The organism is Bradyrhizobium prioriisuperbiae, from assembly GCF_032397745.1.
GTDB lineage: Bacteria > Pseudomonadota > Alphaproteobacteria > Rhizobiales > Xanthobacteraceae > Bradyrhizobium_A > Bradyrhizobium_A prioriisuperbiae.
Genome location: NZ_CP135921.1, coordinates 4,485,270 through 4,504,808, shown reverse-complemented (window position 1 = coordinate 4,504,808; position 19,539 = coordinate 4,485,270). Strand labels below are relative to the sequence as shown.

Genomic DNA, 19,539 nt, shown 5'->3' with positions numbered 1-19,539 from the left:
GATCGTCTGCCGATCGCGTGCGGAGGACTGTCGCAGACCACTTCATATGCCTGAAGACTCAGATCACACATTTCAGATATAAGTACATGGGTATATCTGGAGGACCACTGTTGGACTACGCCGCATGGAAACTCTTCATCGATGCCGCCGAGCTCGGCAGCCTCAGCAAGGTGGCGCTGGCCCATGGCACGAGCCAGCCACACATCAGCCGCCGGATCGGCGACCTCGAGCAGCAATGCGGCGGACGGCTGTTCCAGCGCACCGGCCGCGGCGTGACGCTGACCGAACTCGGGCAGCGGATCGAACCGCAGGTCCGCGCCTGGATGGCGAGCACCGATCAATTGGCCAACGACGTACGCACCTCCGCCGGCACGCCGATCGGCAAGGTGCGCATCGGCAGCCTGCCCTCGACCGCGCATCCGCTGGTAAGCACGCTCACCAAGCAGCTCAGAGAACGCTACCCGCTGATCCAGCTCGCGGTACGGGAGGGACAGGGATCCCAGATCGAGACATGGCTCGAGGATGGCAGCGTCGACCTCGCCATCCTTTATCGAACCGACGAGACGCCGAAGAACGGCGATACGTATCTGGCCGAGACATCGACTTATCTGGTCGGTGCCGCCGGCGATCCGCTGACATCGCGCCGGACGGTGCGCTTCTCAGCGCTGCACAATCTGCCGCTGGTGCTGTTTTGTCGGCCGAACAGCTGGCGCAACCAGCTTGAACAGATCGCTGCCGCGCGCAGCGTGGCGCTGAACGTCGTGCTGGAGGCGGACTCGCTGAGCCTGCAGACGCATCTCGTCGCCGAGGGCGGCATCTACGCCCTGCTCGGCCCCTACGCGATATCGGCCGCGTCGCGGGACTGCCGCCTGCAATCGGCCAAGCTGGTCGATCCGGTTGTCACCCGCCACATCGCACTCGCGATGTCGCGCCTGGGCCAGATGACGCTGGCCTGCCGCACCGTGATGCAGCTGACGCGCGAGATCGTGAAGTCCGGCGCAGGCGGACTGCGGCGCGCGGCCAGTCCATAACGGTGACCATGACTGTCACTTCAGACCCGCCGCCTTGATGACCGGCTCCCATTTGGCAAGCTCGGCCTGCACCTGGGCTTTCAGCGCCTCCGGCGTCCCGCCGACAGGCTCGGCGCTCAGCTCCGTCAGCCGCTGCTTCACCTCCGGATCGGCCACGGCCTGGCTGATCTCGCTGCTGAGCAACGCGACAAGCGGCGCGGGCATCCGTGCCGGTCCAAACACCGCATTCCAGGTGTAGGTCTCGTAACCCGGCAGGCCCGACTCGGCGACGGTCGGGAGATCGGGGAATGACGGCGATCGTGTTTTGGTGGTGACCGCAAGTGCACGCACCGTCTTCTCGCGCACGAAATTCGCGGCACCCGTCAGCACGTCGAACAGGATCGGAATCTGGCCGCCGACGAGATCCGTCATGGCCGGACTGCCGCCGCGGTACGGCACATGGGTCATCTCGACCTTGGCCATAACCTTGAACAACTCCCCCGACAGATGCGGCGGCGTGCCGTTGCCCGAAGAACCATAGTTGTAGCGTCCGGGCTCGGCCTTGAGCATGGCGATCAGCTCAGTGACATTCGTCACCTTGACCTGCGGGCCGACCAGCAGGACGTTGGGCACCGTAGCCACCAGCGAGATTGGCGTGAAGTCATTGACTGGATCATAAGGCGGCTGCTGCGCCATCAATGGATTGATGGCGTGGGTCGCCACCGTGCCCATCAGCAGGGACGTTCCATCCGGCGTGGCGCGGGCCACGCGCGTCGCGCCGACCACGCCGCCCGCGCCGCCGGCATTCTCGATCACCACCGAGACGCCCAGGCGCTCCCCCAGCTTCTTGCCGACCAGACGCGTGACAATGTCGGTGGCACCGCCCGCTGCGAACGGAACCACGATGGTGATTGGGCCCTTCAGGCTGTCGTGCTGGGCAAAGGCCCGTCCAACATTTGAAAATGCGACGGCCGCGCCTCCCAGCAGCGCGGTCCGGCGGCTTGGCTGAAATCCTGTCACTGGCCGTCCTTTCGTGGTTTCCTCTTGATGCCGTCGGCGCGACTTTGCATCGCTTGGGCCAACGCTCGTTGCCAACAACGACGCGGATCACCGAACGGGGAATTTGGCGCAGCTGCCGGAGCGCGCGGCCATTACAAATGCAGCATAGCTGTTAGCGATGAACGCGATGGTGGTGACAGGCCGATGGAGACGCCATCCCGCGCGTAGCCATCAGAGCCGGCGCTCCCGGGAGCCGTATATTTTTTTGTACTTTTCCAAAAATATGTTTGCCGCTGGCGCAGGGCATGATAGAACTGGTTGTTTCTTCTCGCAGGAGGGAGGGAACGTTGGGTGAATTACACAACTGGCTGGCGGATCAGCATCCGGGCCTGAGAACCTACAAGACATTCCAGCAAAAAGTGCTGCAACTGGCGGGGTCCGACGCGGACCACCTGGCGGTCTATCGCATGCTCGCGATGCTGGTCGGCGGCTATATCGACTCGTTCGACGAGGAGCCGCTGCCGGTGGACGTGGCGAAGCAGGCATTCCAGCGCCTGCTCGGCGTTGTCGGCGATGCCGAGAACGCCATCCAGGCCCCGCCGGCGGAGCAAATCGCCACGCTGAACAAGATCGCGGCGACGAAGCTGTTTTGAGTGAAGTGGCATGGCGCCTCGTCCTCGCGTTAGGGACAGAAGGACCACGCCTCACACTCTGTGTCATCGCCCGGCTCCGACCGGGCGATCCAGTACACGCAGGCATCAGCGAGTGAGCGTCGGCAGGCTCCTCATCAAACACCATCCTCGCTCCCGGTTACTGGATCGTCCGGTCGGAGCCGGACGATGACACCGAGAATGTTGAAACCTCCCGCCCCTCACCACGCCGCCTGCACCAACGCCTCGCGCAGTACGGCGACGCCGGCCATGAAATCCGACATCTCCATGGCTTCGTGCGGATTGTGCGAGCCGTGGTCGTTGCGCACGAAAATCATGGCGCTGGGAATGCCGGCATTGGCGAACACCGCGGCGTCGTGGCCGGCGCCGCTTGCCATGGGCTCGTCGGGTAGTCCGAGCCGGCTGGCCGCATCGCGCAGCCGCTGCACCCAGCCTGCGTCCATCACGGCCGGAGATGTTTCGAGCCTGCGGTCGAACGTGAACTGCACGCCGCGCTCAGTGGCGATGTCGCGGCACTCCGTCACGAACAAGCCGTAGAAGTCCTCCAGCGTCTGCCGGCTTTCGCTCCTTGCCTCGAAGCTGAAGCCGACCTTGCCGGGGATACGCGCCAGCGCGTGCTCGGACGGATCGGTGCCGATCATGCCCGAGGTGACGACGAGGTCCCGGCCCTGCTCCAATAACGCGCGCCAGTGGCTGTCGAGATGGGTGATCAGCTCCGCCGTGGCGAACACCGAATCCTGCCGCAGCGCGCGCGGCACGGCGCCGGAATGCCCAGCCTCGCCGCGGCATTCCACCCGGCGATGTCGGATGTTGCCACGGATGCCGGTCACGATACCGACGGGGCGGTCGCGCGCCACCAGCACCGGGCCCTGCTCGATATGCAGTTCGATCCAGGCGGCGACACGCTGCGCATCGAGCAGCGGCTCGCCGCTACTGATGCGATCGACATCGGCGCCCGCGGCGCGCATGCAATCACCGAGCGGCCGGCCGGTGACAGCGTGGGGTGCGGCGAGATCATCCGCCGTGAGCCGCCCGAACAGCGCGCTCGATCCCATATAGGCACGGCCGAACCAGGCGCTCTCTTCGCCGCGCAGCCCATAAAGCTTCAAGGTGCGGCGCGGACGCCGTCCCTCACGTTTCAATCCCGCGAGCACCGCAAGCCCGGCGATGACGCCGGCGGCGCCGTCGAAATTGCCGCCCTGGGGCACGGAATCCAGATGCGATCCGCAGGCGAGAAACGGCAGATCCGGTTCGCTACCGGGCAGCGTCACCACGAGATTAGCGCCAGCGTCGCGTTCGGTAAGAAGACCGGCGTCCCGCGCGGCCCGCTCGACAACGGCAAGCGCGCGCGTTTCCCCCGTGCCGAAACTCTCCCGGGTGATGCCGACGCCGTCCCCGGTGGCATGGCGCAACACCGCAAACAAGCGCTCGCAGAATTCGCTCTCGCGCCGGGCAAGCGGCCTTTCCAGAATCGCCGGCTCACCCATCATGGCGACGGCGCCACCCACGCGAGTTCCGGCTCGTCAGCTTCCTCACTGAGCGCGGCGCCGGTCAGGTCGGCGACGCGATCGATGCCGCGCCGCTCGCAAAACCGGGACAAGCCATCGATGATGGTGGTGATGGCGGCAGGCTGCACGAAGCTCGCGGTGCCGACCTGCACGGCGGTCGCGCCCGCCAGCATGTATTCGACCGCGTCCTCGGCGGACGAGACACCGCCACAACCGATCACCGGAATACGCACGGCGCGTGAGCATTGATAGACCTGGCGCAGCACGATGGGTTTCACCGCCGGGCCGGACAGTCCGCCCATGATGTTGCCGAGACAAGGCTTGAAAGTTTCGATATCGATCGCCATCGCCAGGATGGTGTTGGCGACCACCACCGCGTCGGCGCCGGCGGCTTCCGCCGCGCGGGCGATCTCCGCAACATCACCCGCGTTCGGCGACAGCTTCGCCCACAACGGCAGCGGCGTCGCCGCGCGCAGTTGCCGGATCACGGCCTCTGTCGAGGCCGCGCGCATGGCAAAGGCCTGGCCGTCTTCCTCGATGTTCGGGCAGGAGATGTTGGCTTCGATCGCCGCGATGCCGGGACGCGTGAGCTCCGCGGCAAGATGGGCGAACTCTTCGGCCGTTGGCGCCGAGATGCTCACCACCAGCGGCGGCCGATAGGCTGCATAGTACGGCAACGTGTGTGCGAGGAAATACGGCACGCCCTTGGAGGGAATGCCGATCGAATTGATCAGGCTGCCGGGCCGCTCCACCACCCGCGGCAGCGGATTGCCGGCGCGCAGCTCGCGGGTGATGGTCTTGGTGACGAAGGCGCCGAGCCGATCGAAATCCATCACCCGGTCCAGTCCCTCGGCGAAGGTGCCGGACGCCGGCATCACCGGGTTCTCCAGGGTCAGCGCGCCGATCCGGACCGAAAGATCAGTCATGGCAGCGCCTGCATCATGTCGAACACCGGGCCGTCCCAGCACACCCGGCGGTGCACGATCTCACCATCGACATGGAAATCACGCACGCAGCAGAAACAGAGACCAAGGCCACAGGCCATCTGCTGCTCCATCGCCACCTGGCCGGGAATGGAAAACTCCCGCGCCAGCCGCTGCTGCACACGCAACAGCCGGCTGGAGCCACAGGTGAAAAAGGCATCGCAGCGTCCACCGGCGATCAAGGTGCGCAGGATACGCTCGACATAAGCGGGGCCGCTGGTGCTGTCGGCATCGGTGACGGTGATGACATCGGCGCCGTGGCGCGCGAACAGATCGACCGAGACCAAGAGCTCCGGCCGTCGCGCGCTGAGAACGGCGGTCACCGCGATGCCGCCCTGCTGTGCCGCCTTCGCCAGCGGCGCAAGCGTGGCAAGACCGGCGCCGCGTCCGATCACCACGATATGGCGGTGAGCGGCATCCAGCGTAAAACCCTCGCCGAGCGGCCCCATGATGTCGATGTCGTCGCCCTCTCTGAGGGTCGCGAGGCCGCGGGTGCCGGCGCCGGTGACCTTGTAGAGGAACTCAACCTGGCAACGCCGGGGATCGGCGCCGTAAAGACTCATCGGCCGGCGCAGGAACGGTTGATCGCCACCGGTTTGCGGACACAGCAATTGAAAGAACTGTCCCGGCTGCGCCTGGGCCGCGATGGCGCTGCAACGCACCACCAAATGGCGATATTCGGCATTCACCTCGGTGTTGGCCAGCACCCGCGCCGGCTCGGCAACGACGCTGGCTGACCAAGGAGTTGCGCATCCACCGTGAGGACGGGACGCATCACCATTTGAAACGACGAGCTGAACGGACATCACGCCACTCCTTGGATCACGAGACGCGAGCGGGCCTCAGGCGAGTTCCGCGCCACCGCGCTCGGGGATCAGCAGAAACAGCGCCACGATGTCGGCGATGTAGAGCAGCGCCAGGCAGGCGATCGCGGTCTCAAAGCCATAGACCGCGCTGAGCGCACCGACCGCGAGCGGACCGAAGCCCGCCACCGCGCGGCCGATATTGAAGAACACGTTCTGAGCGGTGGCACGGGCGGCGGTGGGATAGAGCTCGCTGATCAGCGCGCCATAGCCGCCCAGCATGCCGTTGACAAAGAAGCCCATCACCGCGCCGCCGATCAGCAATGCGGTCGCTCCGGTGAGTTGCGAATACACCACCACCATGATCGCCGCGCCGAGCATGTAGCCAAGGAATGCGGGTCTGCGGCCGAGACGATCGGCGATATGGCCGAACAGGAAGATGCCGAGCGCCATGCCGGCGATGGTCACCGAGGTCCACACCGCGGATTGCGTCAGGCCATAACCGAACCGGCTGGAGAGATAGTTTGGCAGCCAGATCATGATGCCGTAGTAGCCGAAGTTCTGCACCGAGCAGAGAATGATCAGGCCGAGGCTGGTCTTGGTGGTCTCCTTGTCGGCCACCAGCAGCCGCAGCGAGAACGCAGCATCGGGATCGCGCGCCTTGTTGGCGACGAACACGTCGGGCTCGTGCAGCTTGCGGCGGATGACATAAGCCACCAGCGCCGGAAAGATGCCGACCACGAACATGCCGCGCCAGCCGATCACCGGCAGCAGCAGCGGGGTCACGATCGCGGCCGCCAGCACGCCGAACTGCCAGCCGAGGCCGACATAGGACGACGCCCGCGCCCGCTTGGAGGCTGGCCACGCCTCCGCCACCAGCGCCATGCCGATGCCGAACTCGCCACCGAGGCCGAGGCCGGCAATGGTGCGATAGGCCAGCAGATCCCAATAACCCTGCGCCAGCGCGCACATACCGGTGAACACGGCGAACAGCACGATGGTCCAGGTCAAGACCCGCACCCGTCCCAGGCGATCGGACAGCATGCCGAAAACAAGACCGCCGATCACGGCGCCGATCAGCGTCGCCGTCACCAGGGACGCGGCTTCCGTCGATGTCAGATGCAAGTCGGCGGAGATGACGCGCAACATGAAGCCGAGAATGAGCAGGTCGAACCCGTCCATGGCATAGCCCAGCGCCGACCCCCACAGCGCCCTGCGCGCCTCGGCCCCTTCGCCACCCTGTGTCGCCACACCGGATAATGACAATTCCGCGGTATCCTGAATCTGGCTCATGTCGCTCCCCATCATGCCAATCAAAAAAGCATGTCGCCACCGGCGCGGCACAGCCACCCGGCGGGACGTCAGTCCCAATCACGTGTCAAGAAACCCAGATCGTTGTGGCCCGGTCAGAAGCCGTAGCCCCGCCGGACATCCAGCCGATCGGTCAAAACCAAAAAGGCCCGGCCGATCGCGGAAGCAGCAAGTCAACACCAGGTTCGTACACAAATCAAGACAAATCTAAAAAAATAGACGAGACGTCGAACGACGACCTAGCGAGTTCAGCTCTGCGGTTCCCGCAGGCACTTGCGCAGCAGCGCGGCGCCGGCGCCGCCCTTCACCGCACGCGACCACATCTGGTCGGCGAGCTGCTGGTACAGGCCGATGGCCTCGTCCGCGCCGGTAATCGACGCCACGCCGAGCCGGATGTTGGGCAATTCGCCGAGCCGGAACGGGCTGACCGCCACCAGCGCACCGCCCCCGCGCAGCCGGCAGATCTCGAAGGTCTGGTTGGGCAGCGTATCGTCGACCACGCCGATCTGCACGCCGATCGGCTCGTTCTCCATTACGTCCGCGATCCGCTCGACCTCCTTGCGCGCGGCGAGGCGGCGCTTCTCGCGCTCGCCTTTGGTGAGGTCGTAGGTGCCGATGAAGCCGGTGCGCAGCAGGCGGCGCACCTGGGTGGCGCCGACAATGCCGGCGAAGCTCGGCCCACCGGAGGTCACGGCTGCCTTGCGCTGCGCCAGGATCGTAATCAGCTGCTCGATCTCGGTTTGCGCCTTCCGGCGGTTCGGCAGCTTGTCGGGCAGGCCCTCCAGCAGCATGTCCTGCAGGATCTTCGGATATTCGTCGGAGGTCAGCAGAAACGACACCGGCTCGTAATAGACCAGCACGCGATCCGACAGCGCCTCGATCTGGCGCAGACGCTCGAAGTAAGCGAGCGCGCTGGAGAAATATTCGGTGCCGACCCCGAGCAGCGACGGCAGCGAGGTCTGCAGCAGATCGGCGATACGCTCCAGCGTATCGAGTTTCACCGGCCCCTCGCCCTTCTCGTAGTTGTAGAGCGCGGCGCGGGAAATCCCGAGCTTCTCGGCCGCTTCCTCCGGGGACAATCCCTGCCCCACCCGGTGCGCACGCAGCCGCTGTCCAACCTGGAAATAGTCGATGGGCATGGGATCCTGATCTGCGTCGGTCCGGAGGACAGTTCCGAGTCCAAACTAATGGATTGATCCAGATTGATCCAGTGCGCCGGGTGTGTCGTCCACTGTGTCGGCGTGCGGAATGCGCGAGGCGCTCGAACGTTTTCTGCGTCATCCGCGGGCTTGACCCGCGGATCCAGCTTTGCTCAGGACAAATCCATCGCGAATAAGCTGGATTGCCGGGTCAAGCCCGGCAATGACGGAGTGAGAAAAGAAATGCAAGCTGGCGCCCCCCCAAAACCGGTGAAGACCGTCGGCAACTTCTGGCCCCATGCGCCAACCTTGTTCGACAACATCCGCCGCCCCATGCCGCTAGACGTCCCGCAGTCGCTCAGCAATGACAACGTCTATGCAGTCTCCGCCTTCATCCTCAACCTGAACGGCTTGCTGCCCGCCGATGCGCCCCTCGACGCCACAACGCTGAGCGCCATCGGAGCGCTGGCGCGCTTCACTGCAACAATTGCAGGAATTCGTCGTGGTTCATCGGCCGGGAGAACATGCCGAAATTGTGTGTCAGAGCCATCTCCTGTGCCTCGCGGCTCAGCGTGGCGGTGCAGTCCTTCAGGGTGATGACGTCGAAGCCGCGCTCGTAGGCACTGCGCATGGTGGATTCGACACAGCAATTGGTGAGAAAGCCGCCAAGCACCACTGTCCTGATGCCCTTGCTGCGCAGGATAAAATCGAGGTTGGTTGAAGGAAACGCATCGAGGCCGCGTTTGCCTTCGATCAGGATATCGCCGGGATGCGGCTTGAGCACGCCGACGATCTCGGCGCCCCACGATCCCTTGCGGAAAGCCTTGTTATCGACCACGCCTTTCAGGATACCATAGGGATTTCCGGTCAATTCGCCATAACCCTCGGCGAAGCTGATGGGCGCATGCATGATGGTCACGCCGGCGGCGCGTGCCTGGTCCACCACTGCCACGGTGTTGCCGAGCATGTTGTTGGCGTCCATGACATCCTTGACGCCCTCATAAAACACGCCGCGCGGCGTGGTGAAGTCGTTCTGGTATTCGATCAGGACGATAGCCGTGGTCTGCGGATTCATCGATTGGGCCTCCCGGTGCTGGTGCTGCGATCGCGCGCTTGATTGCGGCAGCAGATTAGACCGGGTGAGCCCGAGGCGGGTAACAGCGGAATGTTACGGAGATGCGCAACGTAGTAACCCCATACTACGCAAGATCATGCGATGTTACGATCAAGGGCAGGAAAATGATGGCGACACGCCAGTCGCGGCGGTATCGTCCGCTGCTTCGACCATTTTGACTCGCAGAGCGTTGAGGTTTCATGTGCAAGATCTTCATTGGCGCCGACCCCGCGCTCTACGAGACCAGCACCCGCTCAATACGGCTGCACGGCGTCGTCACCAGCATCCGGCTCGAGACGCACTACTGGCAGGTGCTCAGCGAAATCGGCCGGCGCGACGGCATGAACCTCACCCAGCTGATCACCAGGCTTTACGATGAAATCATCGAAGCTCGCGGCGAGATCGTGAACTTCACCTCGTTCCTGCGAGTGTGCTGCCTGCGCTACATGTCGCTGCAGGTCTCGGGCGGCATTCCCAGCGACACGTCGGTGTCGATCCGCTCGCTGGACGCAGACGCCGTACTTGCGCACGAGCGCGCTACGCTTGCGGCGCCGCCGACCGCCGCCTGAGCGAGCGGCTTCGCCCTTCAGTGGAGTTCAGTGAACCCGCACGACGGCTCTGTCGGCGGCCTTCTCAGCTGACTCCTGCGGGCTTGCGGCCTGCTTGACCACGAGCGCCAGCGCCGCGATGGCACCGGGGATCGCCACGATGGCGAAGATCTGGCTGAAGCTGAAGTGACGCGCGACCAGTTCGGCGACCAGAAACGAACCGGCAATGCCGCCGAAGCGGCCGATGCCCAGCATCCAGGCGACGCCGGTGGCACGGCCCTTCGTCGGATAGAAGCCGGCCGCCAACGACGGCATCGACGACTGGGCGGTGTTGGCAAGCGCGCCGGCGACGAACACGACCGGCACCAGCAGGCCGACGTTGTCCGCAAAATGGCCGATCGCGAATACCGTCACTGCGGTCAACACATAGCCGACCGCGATGATGCGGTTGGCATTGAAGCGATCCATCAGCCAGCCGAACAGCACCGCGCCAACGCCGCCGAGCGGAAACAGCGCCGCGATCAGGGTTGCCGTCTGCGGCGTGAGGCCGGCGTCCTTGAACAGGATCGGCATCCAGTTGGCCAGGGCATAGAGCACCACGAGGCCCATGAAATAAGCCAGCCACAGCATGATGGACCCGACACGAAACGCGCGCGACAGGATCAGCCCGACGGTGCCGCTCGCGGCCTCGACATGCACTTGCTCGGTCAGCACGAAAGCACGCGCAGTGGCGGCGCTCGGGGAGATGCGGCTCAGCACCTTGCGTATCAGCTCCACCGGCTGGCCATTCGCCACCATGTAACGCACCGATTCCGGCAATAGCGGCAGCAACAGCACGACGAGCAGCAGTGGCGCAGCGCCACCAGCCACCAGCACGTTGCGCCAGCCCCACTGCGGAATCATCCAGGCCGCAAGGAAGCCCCCGCAGGCGCCGCCAAGCGGGAAGCCGCAGAACATCAGATTGGTCAGCATCGCGCGGCGTCGCTGCGGACAATACTCGTTCATCAGGGTGACGGCGTTCGGCATCGCCGCCCCGAGCCCGATGCCGGTGACGAACCGAAGGATCGTCAGTTGCTGAAGATCGACGGCAAAAGCCGAACCGAGGCAGGCCGCGCCGAACACCAGCACCGAAGCGACCAGCATGCGCTTGCGGCCGAAACGATCCGAGAGCGGGCCGGTGGACAGCGCGCCGGCGGCGAGGCCGAACAGCGCGGCGCTGAGCACCGGGCCGAGCGCCGACTTCTCCACCCCCCATTCCTTGACCAGCGAGGGAGCGATGAAGCCGATGGCCGCAGTGTCGAAACCGTCGAACAGCACAATGGCAAAACACAGGACGAACACCAGCCACTGGAAAGCCGAGAACGGCTGCTCATCAAGAAAGGCCTGAACATCGACGCTGTCGGACGCACGCATGGTCGCTCTCCCCTTGGTTTTTTCTGAACGCGTTTCCTGATTTTGTTTTGTTGCGGTTCGATGAGCCGATGCCGCACGCAAGGGATTGCGCGCCCGCTGACCGGACGCGCAGACCAGACGACGCCTACTCATAAAATCGATGTTTTTTACATATATGATAAAAAATCGATTTTCAAGAGACGATCGGAAGCGACCCGCCGAGCAGGATGTCTCGACGGGTAAGCGCCGGGAGGCGCAGCACAACGCTGTCGCTCACGCTTGTCGCGGGCGCAACACTGCAACAGAGCCGGCGGGCGACAGTGCGCGATGCCGCTCGCTTAGTTTTCGTGGCTTGCGACCAAGAGCGAACTCCTCAGGATCGAGGATTCACGATCGGAAGGAATGATGGACGGCTAGTGATGCACGCGATGCCCCGCCTCACCGCTGTGCTGCTTGGCACTGATGCCCAGCTCGACGCCTTTCGCGAGGCCGGACTGATAGGGCGTTTTGCCCTCGATCAATTCAGCGTCCGGAATTCGCGGCGGCTCGGCGTTCAGTCCCATGACGAAACGCCAGCCCTCGACGAACCCTTGCGGGAACGATTCCGAGAACGATTGAACCTCGGGCATGCGATGCATTCTCCGTTGGAGGTACGCAAACCAAAACCAGGACACGCAATCGATTCCCTCGCTTCATGATCAATCATGGGAGTCGACGCGGCCCCGCCTGCAAGCCACAGCCTGCATCGGCACGCACAACATCGGGATGATCGATTCGACAATTGTGACCGCTCGCGGTGGCGTGCGTATGACAGGGAACCGGACTGCCGAAGGAAGTTACTGGTCGCCGCGCGAGTGGCACTCGCCGCCATACCGCATGACGCCGATACCCGGAACCGACAGTCTCCGTTAACCGTAAGGCCAGCGTTCGCGCGGCCCGTGCCCCCTTTGGCCGGACTTGCCACCGAGTTGCCGGATTCGAACCCGAGCCTCGCAAACCTCCAGCCCGGTGGCTCTAAGAGTTCGGCCATGATCAAAGCAGTATGGCTTGTTGTGCTCTTTGGCGTCGTGTTCGCGGTGGCGGCCGCCGTCCGCATCAACGGCGATGCGCCGGTTGCGACCACCGTGGCGGAGACTGAACCGACAACGGTTGGCATGAGCTCGACACAAGACAGCGCCAGCGAAAGCTCCGTCATGAAACGCGCAGCCGGCGACGACACATCGAATGTGGCCGGCGGTACGATGACCTCGGGCACCGACACCCTGACCAAGGCGGACAGGCTGGAGGTCGCGCCGGCGCCGAGCCCGGCAGAAACCGCACCCGCTCCAGTAGCGGCGCTGGCCGCAGAATCCCCGCCGGCCGTGGCGCCCGCTCCAGCCCCCGTAAAGCCGGCGCCGAAAACCGCCGACCGGTCGCGGCATGACGCCCACGCCAAGATGATCGCGGCCCCCTCACCGGCCAAGCAGGTTAAAGCCACTCCGCCGAAGAAAAACACGGCTGTCGCCCGTGCCAAAGCCACCACCGAGGCCAAGCCGTCGTGCCGGCGTCCGGACGGCTTTGCCGGCTTCCTGCGATCGCTGAACATCGGGCCGCGCTGCGCGACGTGAGCCGGCGTCGTGTCAGCCTGACGTCACCACATCTTCCGATGCTCGCAGCCGGCCGCGGACGACAACCAGACCCGCCAGTGTCAGCACGCTGAACGCCGCACCCGCGAGGAAGGTGCCTTGCGGGCCTGTGACGTCCCACAACACACCGGCAATGATGCTGGCCAAGAGCAGCGCGACGCCGGTCATCAGGTTGAACAAGCCGAACGCGGTGCCGCGCAGCTCCGCCGGCGCGGTCTCGGCGACCAGCGTCGCCAGCAGGCCCTGGGTGAAGCCCATATGCAGGCCCCAGAACACGACCCCGATGCCGACTCCGATCAGACCGCTTGCAAACGCCAGCACAAGGTCAGCCGCAACCAGCAGCAGCAGGCCGATGCCCAGCAGCGTCAGCCGATCGACGCGATCGGACAGCGCGCCGACCGGATAGGCCGAGAGCGAATAGGCCAAGGCCATGATGACCAGAACGACGGGGACCAGCGCCAGCGGCAGGCCGATCGACTGCGCGCGCAGGATGAGAAAGGCTTCGCTGAAACGAGCGAGCGTGAACACCGCCGCCACCGCCACCACCCACCAGTAGCTCGCGCTCAGGCGACGCAGCTCATCGCGATGCAGCGGCAAACGAACCTTGCGCAGCAGCTTCGGCCGCTCCGGCTCCCTCACGAAGACGAGGAGGAGGCCCACCGACAGAACGGCCGGGATAACCGCGATCCAGAACACCACGTTGAAGCGATCCGCCGTGACCCACATCAGCGCGATCGCCAGCAGCGGACCGAGAAAGGCCCCGATGGTATCGAGCGACTGCCGCAGACCGAAACTCGCGCCGCGCAGATGCGGCGGAGCGATGTCGGCGACAAGGGCATCGCGCGGCGCGCCGCGAATGCCCTTGCCGACGCGGTCGATGAAGCGCGCGGCGATCAACCAGTCGAGCGAGGGCGCCAGCGGAAAGATCGGCTTAATGAGCGCGGCGAGACCGTAACCAAACACGGCCAGCCATTTGCGGTTTCCGAGCCAGTCGCTCAGCGCGCCGGAAAAGACCTTGGTGATCGAGGCGGTGGCTTCGGCGATACCTTCGATGACACCGACGGCGAGCGCCGAGGTGCCGAGCACTGCAACCATATAGACCGGCAGCAGCGCATGGATCATCTCCGACGAGATATCCATCAGCATCGAAACGAAACCGAGTGCCCAGATGCCGGCGGGAATGCGCTGCCGGGTTTTGGGCCGATCGTCGATGCCGATTGCCACCGTGCTCCGTCCTGCTTTTACGCCTGTCATGATGTCGCGGCCATATTGCACGGTGGACTTGCAACATCCAGTTCCCAGCGCGTGCGTCAAATCGCGCGCTGGGACGCCTTTCGATGGAAGCGCTCTAAGGAGAAGAACTCTCGTGCAGATCGGGCGCGGGCAGCAAAAGCTGCTCAGTGCGCCACGGACGATCGAAGCTCACAAGGCCATCGTCGAGATCGAGAGTGTAACTGAATTCCGCCTGCACCCGGCGAATAGCGTCTTCCAGGCTCGCCTGCTCCTGCGCGATCACCGTCTCGGAGATCGCGGGCTCGATGTTGCGCAACTGTCGGGTCAGGGCCGCGCGGGCACTCTCGAAAATGGCGTCCCTCGCCTGCGCTCCGCCTTCCGGTGATTTCGCAATCGCCTTCGCAAGCAATGGATAATAATCCACCATGGTCAAATGCCCGTTGTAAAAGGAACCGGCGGAACTTGAAAACAAGACAATTAATCTCGCCTTTTAGGCATCTCCGCGGCAAATGTGTCGCCATCCCGTGTTTCGCAGCCCGGCTGTGGACTGGGATATCCATGCGTAAACGCTGTTGAGGACATGTGATGGATCAAGTGGACCTCATCCTGCATCACTATCCGCGCTCGCCATTCGCCGAGAAAGTACGTGTCGCGCTGGGCCTGAAGGGACTGCGCTGGCGCTCGGTCGAGCAGCCGCGCATCGCGCCGAAGCCGCTGCTGACAGCACTCACCGGCGGCTATCGCCGGATTCCGGTGCTGCAGATCGGCGCCGATATCTTCTGCGACACCCGCCGCATCCTGGCCGAGCTCGATCGACGTTATCCCGAGCCGCCACTGTATCCGTCGGGTACGGATGGGCTCGCCGACATCATCGCGGCCTGGGCCGACCGCGAGCTCTTCGCGACCGCGCTTGGGCTGGTGTTTGGCCTGCACGGCGATCGTTTCCCCACGGCGTTGCACGCCGACCGCGCTCGCTTGACCGCGGGCCGGTTCGACGGCTGGGACAGCGCCAAAATGGCGGCGATGATCCCTACACTGCGCGAACGTCTCCGCCGCGATCTGTCGCGGCTGGAGCACGCCCTCACCGACGGACGCCGATTCCTGCTCGGTGTTCAGCCGTCGGTGGCCGATCTCGCTGCCTATCATCCGCTGTGGTATGCGCGCGGCAATCTCGGCGAAGATGATGCCGGGCTTGTCGACCATCCGCGGCTGATCGGCTGGATGACGCGCCTCGAAGCCATCGGCCACGGGACGATGCAGGAGCTCGCCCCCGACAAGGCGCTGGCGATTGCGCACGCGTCAACGCCGTTGGCTGTGCCGCCGACCGAGGCCGACGATCCGCATGCGTCCGAGATCGGCGCGCGGGTGACGGTGACGCCCGACGATTGGGGCTTCGATCCGGTGGCGGGTGAATTGGCCGCGATCAGCGGCAGCGCCATCGCGCTCAAGCGTCATGATCCTGCCGTAGGCGAGGTCGTGGTGCATTTTCCGCGGGACGGATTCGGCATCGAACTTGCAAACTGACATTTTCTCCACGGCGCCGGCCGCGCGCATCACGGCTTAAAGCCGGACAAGATAAGTATGGCTGCCCTCGAGCACCCGCTCGCCCCGCTGGTTGTCGATGGTCGCTGCCATGGTGACCAGGCCGGTGGTGCGCTGCGGCGTCAGCGCGGTGATTTCGAGCTTGGGATAGAGCGTATCGTCGGGAAATACGCCACGGAGGAATTTGGCCTGCACCTCGACGAATCCGATCAGATGCGGCCCGACCACATGAGGAAACAGGCCGGCGCCGGCCGCGGTCATGCTCAGCACATGAAGGCCGTGCGCCAAAAGATCGGGATGGCCGAGCGCCTGGCAATAGCCGCGGTCGTAATGAATCGGATGATTGTCGCCGGTCAGCGCCTGGAAAGCCGAGAAATGCGCATGCGTGACCGTGCGCGAGGGCAGTGGAAATATTTCGCCCAGCGATAATTCGGAGAAGCGGCGGATCGGCAGCAACTGATGGCTCAGCGGATCGACCGGGCTGACTGGGGTGACTGATCGTTGCATCGGGGGCGCCTCCTGCGTGCAGCCGGTGCGGCCGGCCGATATCGTTGTGGCCTCTGACAGCCTTGATCCGTTCTGGTCCGCCGCTCGTCCCGCTGTCAACAGTTGGTGACGAACACACCCAGCCGATGCAGCGCAGAACGCTTGAAACGGCCGCCTGCAATGAGCACACTGAACGGCCATGACACGAACGACAAAAAAGCCGCTGCGCTCGCAGCCGACCCGCGACCGCATTCTCGAGGCCGCTCGCCGGCTGTTCTGCGACACGGGCTATGAGCGCACCACGATCCGTGCGGTGGCGGCCGAAGCCGACATCCATTTCTCGATGGTGATGCGTTACTACGGCAGCAAGGAGGGCCTGTTCGCGGCAGCGGCAACCTTTGATCTCGACTTTCCCGACCTCACGCAAGTGGCGCGGGACCAGATGGGACGCACCCTGGTGCGCCATTTCCTGAAACGATGGGAGGCCCGGGACCGCGACCTGCCGGGGCTTTTGCGGGTGTGCATCACTCATCCCGATGGACGAGCGCTGCTGCTGGCGATGTTCCGCAAACAGATCACACCGATGATTGCCGGGGTCACAGGACCCAGGCATGCCACCGAGCGCGCCGCGCTGATCTCGACCCAGATGCTCGGGCTGGCGCTGACGCGTTATGTGCTGGAGCTTCCGCCAGTGGTCGGCCTGTCGCAGGACGTCATCGTGCAGCGCATCGGCGCCACTTTGCAGGCCTATCTTACTGAGGGCATTGCCGCGCCACGGAGCACATCAAAGACCAGCAAACCCAAGACTAACAAATCCACGAACGGATCAACGGCGAAATCGCCCCGCCCCGGTTCAACCGCGTCGACCCTGCGGACTTAAACCGGCTCGACCTTTTCCAGATAGTCGCGATGGATGGTCAATAGCGACGTGCGGCCCTCGAACAGCACGCGCCAGCCATTGGCCGCCACCTTGCGCACCACCACCGCCTGGCGCTCGCCATAACGCGGATGCCGGCTGCGCCCGAGCGCATTCATGCGAACCCGGTCACCGGCCGCAAACTCAGGTGCTGCGAGTGACGGCACAGGCCGGTCGGACTGCGAATCATCGGGTTCCAGTTGCATGGCCAGGGACCCGGAGGATCGCATCGCCCGCCCTTCGTTTGCAGGACCGTCGTAGGAATTTGGCAAGAAGATATCGTCCCATTATTGCCAACAGGCGTTGGCAAACGTGCGTACTCATATGGGGCCGTGATTTCCCGAGTCAACCTGCGGCAAGGCTTCGAATAAGTCGATTTCGACTAACACTGAGTTTCCGATACGCTGGCTTGGCATACCAAAAGGGCGATCCGAATCGCAGACGATGGACAAGCAACAATGACCAACATCGTGCCGACCCTCAAATTCGGTTGGCTCACCATCAAGCACAAGGTGTTCGTGTTCCGCGCCGGCCTGCGCACCCGCGCGCCGATCTGGCTCCTGCTGATTCACGACTGGAGCAAGTTCACGCCGGCGGAGGCGCCGCACTACGGGCGTGCCGCGTTCGGCGACAGGAGCGATCCCGCAGGCTTCGCCCGGGCCTGGCTGCATCACCAGAACCATAATCCGCATCACTGGGAATATTGGATCCCGCGCAGCATCCACCCCGGCGATCCCAGCCCAAGCGAACCCCTGCCGATGCCGATGGGTTATGTGCGCGAAATGGTGGCGGACTGGCTGGGCGCGACCCGCGCCTATGATGGATTATGGCCCGTGAGCGAAAGCGAATGGCCGTGGTATCAGGCCAACCGGATGAAGCTCAGGCTGCATCCGGACACCGCGGCGCGCATCACCCAGGTGATGCGCGAGATTTTTTCCGCGTAGAAATTCAGGCGGTAACACCTGTGCTCTTCATTGCGCTGTCACATCCGGAACATTGGAATTCAAGACGCCGCGTTACGCGACGCCTCGACCAGCCGATCCCGCTCCGCCAGTGCACGCTGCAATTCCCGGCGGATGTCCAGCACCTTGAGCGTGGAGCAGGCGCGATCGGATGCAAGCTCCGTCGCCTCCATCTCACGCTCGTGACTGCGCATCGTGTTCCACAGGCGAATGATTTCGCGGGTTTTGCCCGCAAGCTGATGATGATTTTGCTGATGCTCTTGATGCAGATGCTCTTGATGCAGATGCTCTTGATGCAGATTCATGGCCCGGCCTTTTAAACAAGCAGGCTCACATAGAACAAAACAAGAACCCAGAAGTCAACAGGAAACCTCGCGCTGTTCCCGGCGTTCTCCCCGCATGTCAGACTCAACCGACTATCTGATGGCCCATGCACGAACCGCGACACTGCAGTCGCGGCAAATGCCGTTCGGCCGGCCACGCGAGCAGATGCGCCGGGTCGCCCGGGTGTATCACCTGCTCGCCAAGCAAGGCGACTTCATCGACAACACCGAACTGATCGATGATTACCGCACCGCGCGGCATGCCGAACTGAAGCTGCTCGCGCACCGCGACTACTGGCTGTTTTGAGCATTCAAAAACAACATCGCCGACCACGGTGTGCGGCCGGCGATGTTGTTGAACAGGCGATGATCAGATCTGGTTCGAGCAGATCCGGTTACCAGGTCTGGTTGCGGGAGTTGTCGCCGTAGCCGTATCCATAACCGCCACCATAGGACGGGGTCTCATAGACTCGGGACGGGGCCTCATACACCGGAGCACCGACAACCGCGCCATAAGCGTTACGAACACGGGCGCTGTACGCGACATGGCGATGGCGGCGCGCGGCGCTGAAATCCGTCACCGTGCTCGCCGCGAACTTGCTCTTCGCCGACTGAGCTTTCACAGGCTGCGTCTTGGCTAACGGGGTTGCCGCGGGCTCCGCGCGCACGACCGAGGGGATCGCTGCGGTCAGCGCCAGTGCGGCGGCGAGCGCCAGCAATAGTCTGTGGGTGGAAGATGACTGCGGAGCGGTCAGCACGGCGGCTCTTGCGGCATGTCTCATCGTCGTATGTCCTTTTGCAAATCGGGCGATCCCGGAAAGGCGCTCGAAAGAATGATGAATGACATCAGATGAGATTGGTGCTGCAGGTGCGAATGCAAGAAAGTAATAACGGGATCGTGAGGGCCGTCCCCGGCACAATTGTCGCAGACGCGTTCGACGCGGCATTATCGCGTGCAAAATCAAGGCTTCGTC

23 protein-coding genes and 1 pseudogene are annotated in these 19,539 nt (G+C 64.0%); 9 read left to right on the top strand and 15 right to left on the bottom strand.

What is annotated here, in order from left to right; all coding sequences use genetic code 11:
* Positions 1-110: 110 nt before the first annotated feature.
* The gene (locus tag RS897_RS21185) at positions 111-1,031 is read left to right on the top strand and encodes a LysR family transcriptional regulator (RefSeq protein WP_315838453.1); all 921 of its coding nucleotides are present in this window, start codon (positions 111-113) and stop codon (positions 1,029-1,031) included.
* Positions 1,032-1,046: 15 nt separating this feature from the next.
* Here RS897_RS21185 and RS897_RS21180 read toward each other — a convergent pair whose 3' ends face one another.
* Positions 1,047-2,030 (bottom strand): Bug family tripartite tricarboxylate transporter substrate binding protein, encoded by a 984-nt coding sequence (locus RS897_RS21180; RefSeq protein ID WP_315838452.1) that lies wholly within the window; start codon positions 2,028-2,030, stop codon positions 1,047-1,049.
* 284 nt (positions 2,031-2,314) lie between these two features.
* On the opposite strand from RS897_RS21180, the gene RS897_RS21175 reads away from it, so the two are divergent.
* Positions 2,315-2,662, top strand: coding sequence for a hypothetical protein (locus RS897_RS21175; RefSeq protein ID WP_315838451.1), 348 nt, complete (start codon positions 2,315-2,317; stop codon positions 2,660-2,662).
* 218 nt (positions 2,663-2,880) lie between these two features.
* Here RS897_RS21175 and RS897_RS21170 read toward each other — a convergent pair whose 3' ends face one another.
* The 5 genes from RS897_RS21170 to RS897_RS21150 form a co-directional block, all read right to left on the bottom strand.
* Entirely contained in the window at positions 2,881-4,188 is a 1,308-nt protein-coding gene (locus tag RS897_RS21170) for a Zn-dependent hydrolase (protein WP_315838450.1), read from the bottom strand.
* The gene (locus RS897_RS21165) at positions 4,167-5,114 is read right to left on the bottom strand and encodes a dihydroorotate dehydrogenase (protein ID WP_315838449.1); all 948 of its coding nucleotides are present in this window, start codon (positions 5,112-5,114) and stop codon (positions 4,167-4,169) included. Before RS897_RS21165 ends, RS897_RS21170 begins: the two co-directional genes overlap by 22 nt.
* Positions 5,111-5,977 (bottom strand): dihydroorotate dehydrogenase electron transfer subunit, encoded by an 867-nt coding sequence (locus RS897_RS21160; RefSeq protein WP_315838448.1) that lies wholly within the window; start codon positions 5,975-5,977, stop codon positions 5,111-5,113. Before RS897_RS21160 ends, RS897_RS21165 begins: the two co-directional genes overlap by 4 nt.
* Positions 5,978-6,013: 36 nt before the next feature.
* Positions 6,014-7,267, bottom strand: coding sequence for an MFS transporter (locus RS897_RS21155; protein WP_315838447.1), 1,254 nt, complete (start codon positions 7,265-7,267; stop codon positions 6,014-6,016).
* A gap of 266 nt (positions 7,268-7,533) precedes the next feature.
* The gene (locus tag RS897_RS21150; protein ID WP_315838446.1) at positions 7,534-8,424 is read right to left on the bottom strand and encodes a helix-turn-helix domain-containing protein; all 891 of its coding nucleotides are present in this window, start codon (positions 8,422-8,424) and stop codon (positions 7,534-7,536) included.
* Between the two features lie 255 nt (positions 8,425-8,679).
* Here RS897_RS21150 and RS897_RS21145 point away from each other — a divergent pair.
* Positions 8,680-8,883: pseudogene (locus RS897_RS21145) on the top strand (c-type cytochrome); the annotation flags it as partial.
* A 16-nt stretch (positions 8,884-8,899) separates the two neighbouring features.
* Here RS897_RS21145 and RS897_RS21140 read toward each other — a convergent pair.
* Positions 8,900-9,499 (bottom strand): cysteine hydrolase family protein, encoded by a 600-nt coding sequence (locus RS897_RS21140; protein WP_315838445.1) that lies wholly within the window; start codon positions 9,497-9,499, stop codon positions 8,900-8,902.
* Between the two features lie 239 nt (positions 9,500-9,738).
* On the opposite strand from RS897_RS21140, the gene RS897_RS21135 reads away from it, so the two are divergent.
* Entirely contained in the window at positions 9,739-10,107 is a 369-nt protein-coding gene (locus tag RS897_RS21135; RefSeq protein ID WP_315838444.1) for a ribbon-helix-helix domain-containing protein, read from the top strand.
* A 27-nt stretch (positions 10,108-10,134) separates the two neighbouring features.
* On the opposite strand, the gene RS897_RS21130 is transcribed toward RS897_RS21135, so the two are convergent.
* Complete coding sequence (locus RS897_RS21130) at positions 10,135-11,499, bottom strand: MFS transporter (protein WP_315838443.1); 1,365 nt, start codon at positions 11,497-11,499, stop codon at positions 10,135-10,137.
* A gap of 392 nt (positions 11,500-11,891) precedes the next feature.
* On the bottom strand, positions 11,892-12,107 hold the full coding sequence (locus RS897_RS21125) for a hypothetical protein (protein WP_315838442.1): 216 nt from the start codon (positions 12,105-12,107) through the stop codon (positions 11,892-11,894).
* A gap of 399 nt (positions 12,108-12,506) precedes the next feature.
* Here RS897_RS21125 and RS897_RS21120 point away from each other — a divergent pair, with 399 nt between their 5' ends.
* Positions 12,507-13,085, top strand: coding sequence for a hypothetical protein (locus RS897_RS21120; protein WP_315838441.1), 579 nt, complete (start codon positions 12,507-12,509; stop codon positions 13,083-13,085).
* 12 nt (positions 13,086-13,097) lie between these two features.
* On the opposite strand, the gene RS897_RS21115 is transcribed toward RS897_RS21120, so the two are convergent.
* Both RS897_RS21115 and RS897_RS21110 read right to left on the bottom strand, forming a co-directional pair.
* On the bottom strand, positions 13,098-14,357 hold the full coding sequence (locus RS897_RS21115) for an MFS transporter (RefSeq protein WP_407654522.1): 1,260 nt from the start codon (positions 14,355-14,357) through the stop codon (positions 13,098-13,100).
* A 94-nt stretch (positions 14,358-14,451) separates the two neighbouring features.
* The gene (locus tag RS897_RS21110) at positions 14,452-14,763 is read right to left on the bottom strand and encodes a hypothetical protein (protein WP_315838440.1); all 312 of its coding nucleotides are present in this window, start codon (positions 14,761-14,763) and stop codon (positions 14,452-14,454) included.
* A 158-nt stretch (positions 14,764-14,921) separates the two neighbouring features.
* On the opposite strand from RS897_RS21110, the gene RS897_RS21105 reads away from it, so the two are divergent.
* Positions 14,922-15,860 (top strand): glutathione S-transferase family protein, encoded by a 939-nt coding sequence (locus RS897_RS21105; RefSeq protein WP_315838439.1) that lies wholly within the window; start codon positions 14,922-14,924, stop codon positions 15,858-15,860.
* Between the two features lie 36 nt (positions 15,861-15,896).
* Here the strand turns inward: RS897_RS21105 and RS897_RS21100 are convergent, their stop codons facing one another.
* Complete coding sequence (locus RS897_RS21100) at positions 15,897-16,385, bottom strand: MaoC family dehydratase (RefSeq protein ID WP_315838438.1); 489 nt, start codon at positions 16,383-16,385, stop codon at positions 15,897-15,899.
* 178 nt (positions 16,386-16,563) lie between these two features.
* Between RS897_RS21100 and RS897_RS21095 the strand changes: the two genes are divergently transcribed.
* Complete coding sequence (locus RS897_RS21095) at positions 16,564-17,244, top strand: TetR/AcrR family transcriptional regulator (protein WP_315838437.1); 681 nt, start codon at positions 16,564-16,566, stop codon at positions 17,242-17,244.
* Here RS897_RS21095 and RS897_RS21090 read toward each other — a convergent pair.
* On the bottom strand, positions 17,241-17,486 hold the full coding sequence (locus RS897_RS21090; RefSeq protein WP_315838436.1) for a hypothetical protein: 246 nt from the start codon (positions 17,484-17,486) through the stop codon (positions 17,241-17,243). The genes RS897_RS21095 and RS897_RS21090 overlap by 4 nt on opposite strands.
* A 252-nt stretch (positions 17,487-17,738) precedes the next feature.
* Here RS897_RS21090 and RS897_RS21085 point away from each other — a divergent pair, with 252 nt between their 5' ends.
* Complete coding sequence (locus RS897_RS21085; RefSeq protein ID WP_315838435.1) at positions 17,739-18,224, top strand: DUF5662 family protein; 486 nt, start codon at positions 17,739-17,741, stop codon at positions 18,222-18,224.
* A gap of 59 nt (positions 18,225-18,283) precedes the next feature.
* On the opposite strand, the gene RS897_RS21080 is transcribed toward RS897_RS21085, so the two are convergent.
* The gene (locus RS897_RS21080; protein ID WP_315838434.1) at positions 18,284-18,547 is read right to left on the bottom strand and encodes a hypothetical protein; all 264 of its coding nucleotides are present in this window, start codon (positions 18,545-18,547) and stop codon (positions 18,284-18,286) included.
* A 94-nt stretch (positions 18,548-18,641) separates the two neighbouring features.
* Between RS897_RS21080 and RS897_RS21075 the strand changes: the two genes are divergently transcribed.
* Positions 18,642-18,872 (top strand): hypothetical protein, encoded by a 231-nt coding sequence (locus RS897_RS21075; RefSeq protein WP_315838433.1) that lies wholly within the window; start codon positions 18,642-18,644, stop codon positions 18,870-18,872.
* 88 nt (positions 18,873-18,960) lie between these two features.
* Here the strand turns inward: RS897_RS21075 and RS897_RS21070 are convergent, their stop codons facing one another.
* Positions 18,961-19,347 carry a hypothetical protein gene (locus tag RS897_RS21070; protein WP_315838432.1) on the bottom strand — a complete coding sequence of 129 codons (387 nt, stop codon included), beginning with the start codon at positions 19,345-19,347 and terminating at the stop codon, positions 18,961-18,963.
* Positions 19,348-19,539: the final 192 nt, after the last annotated feature.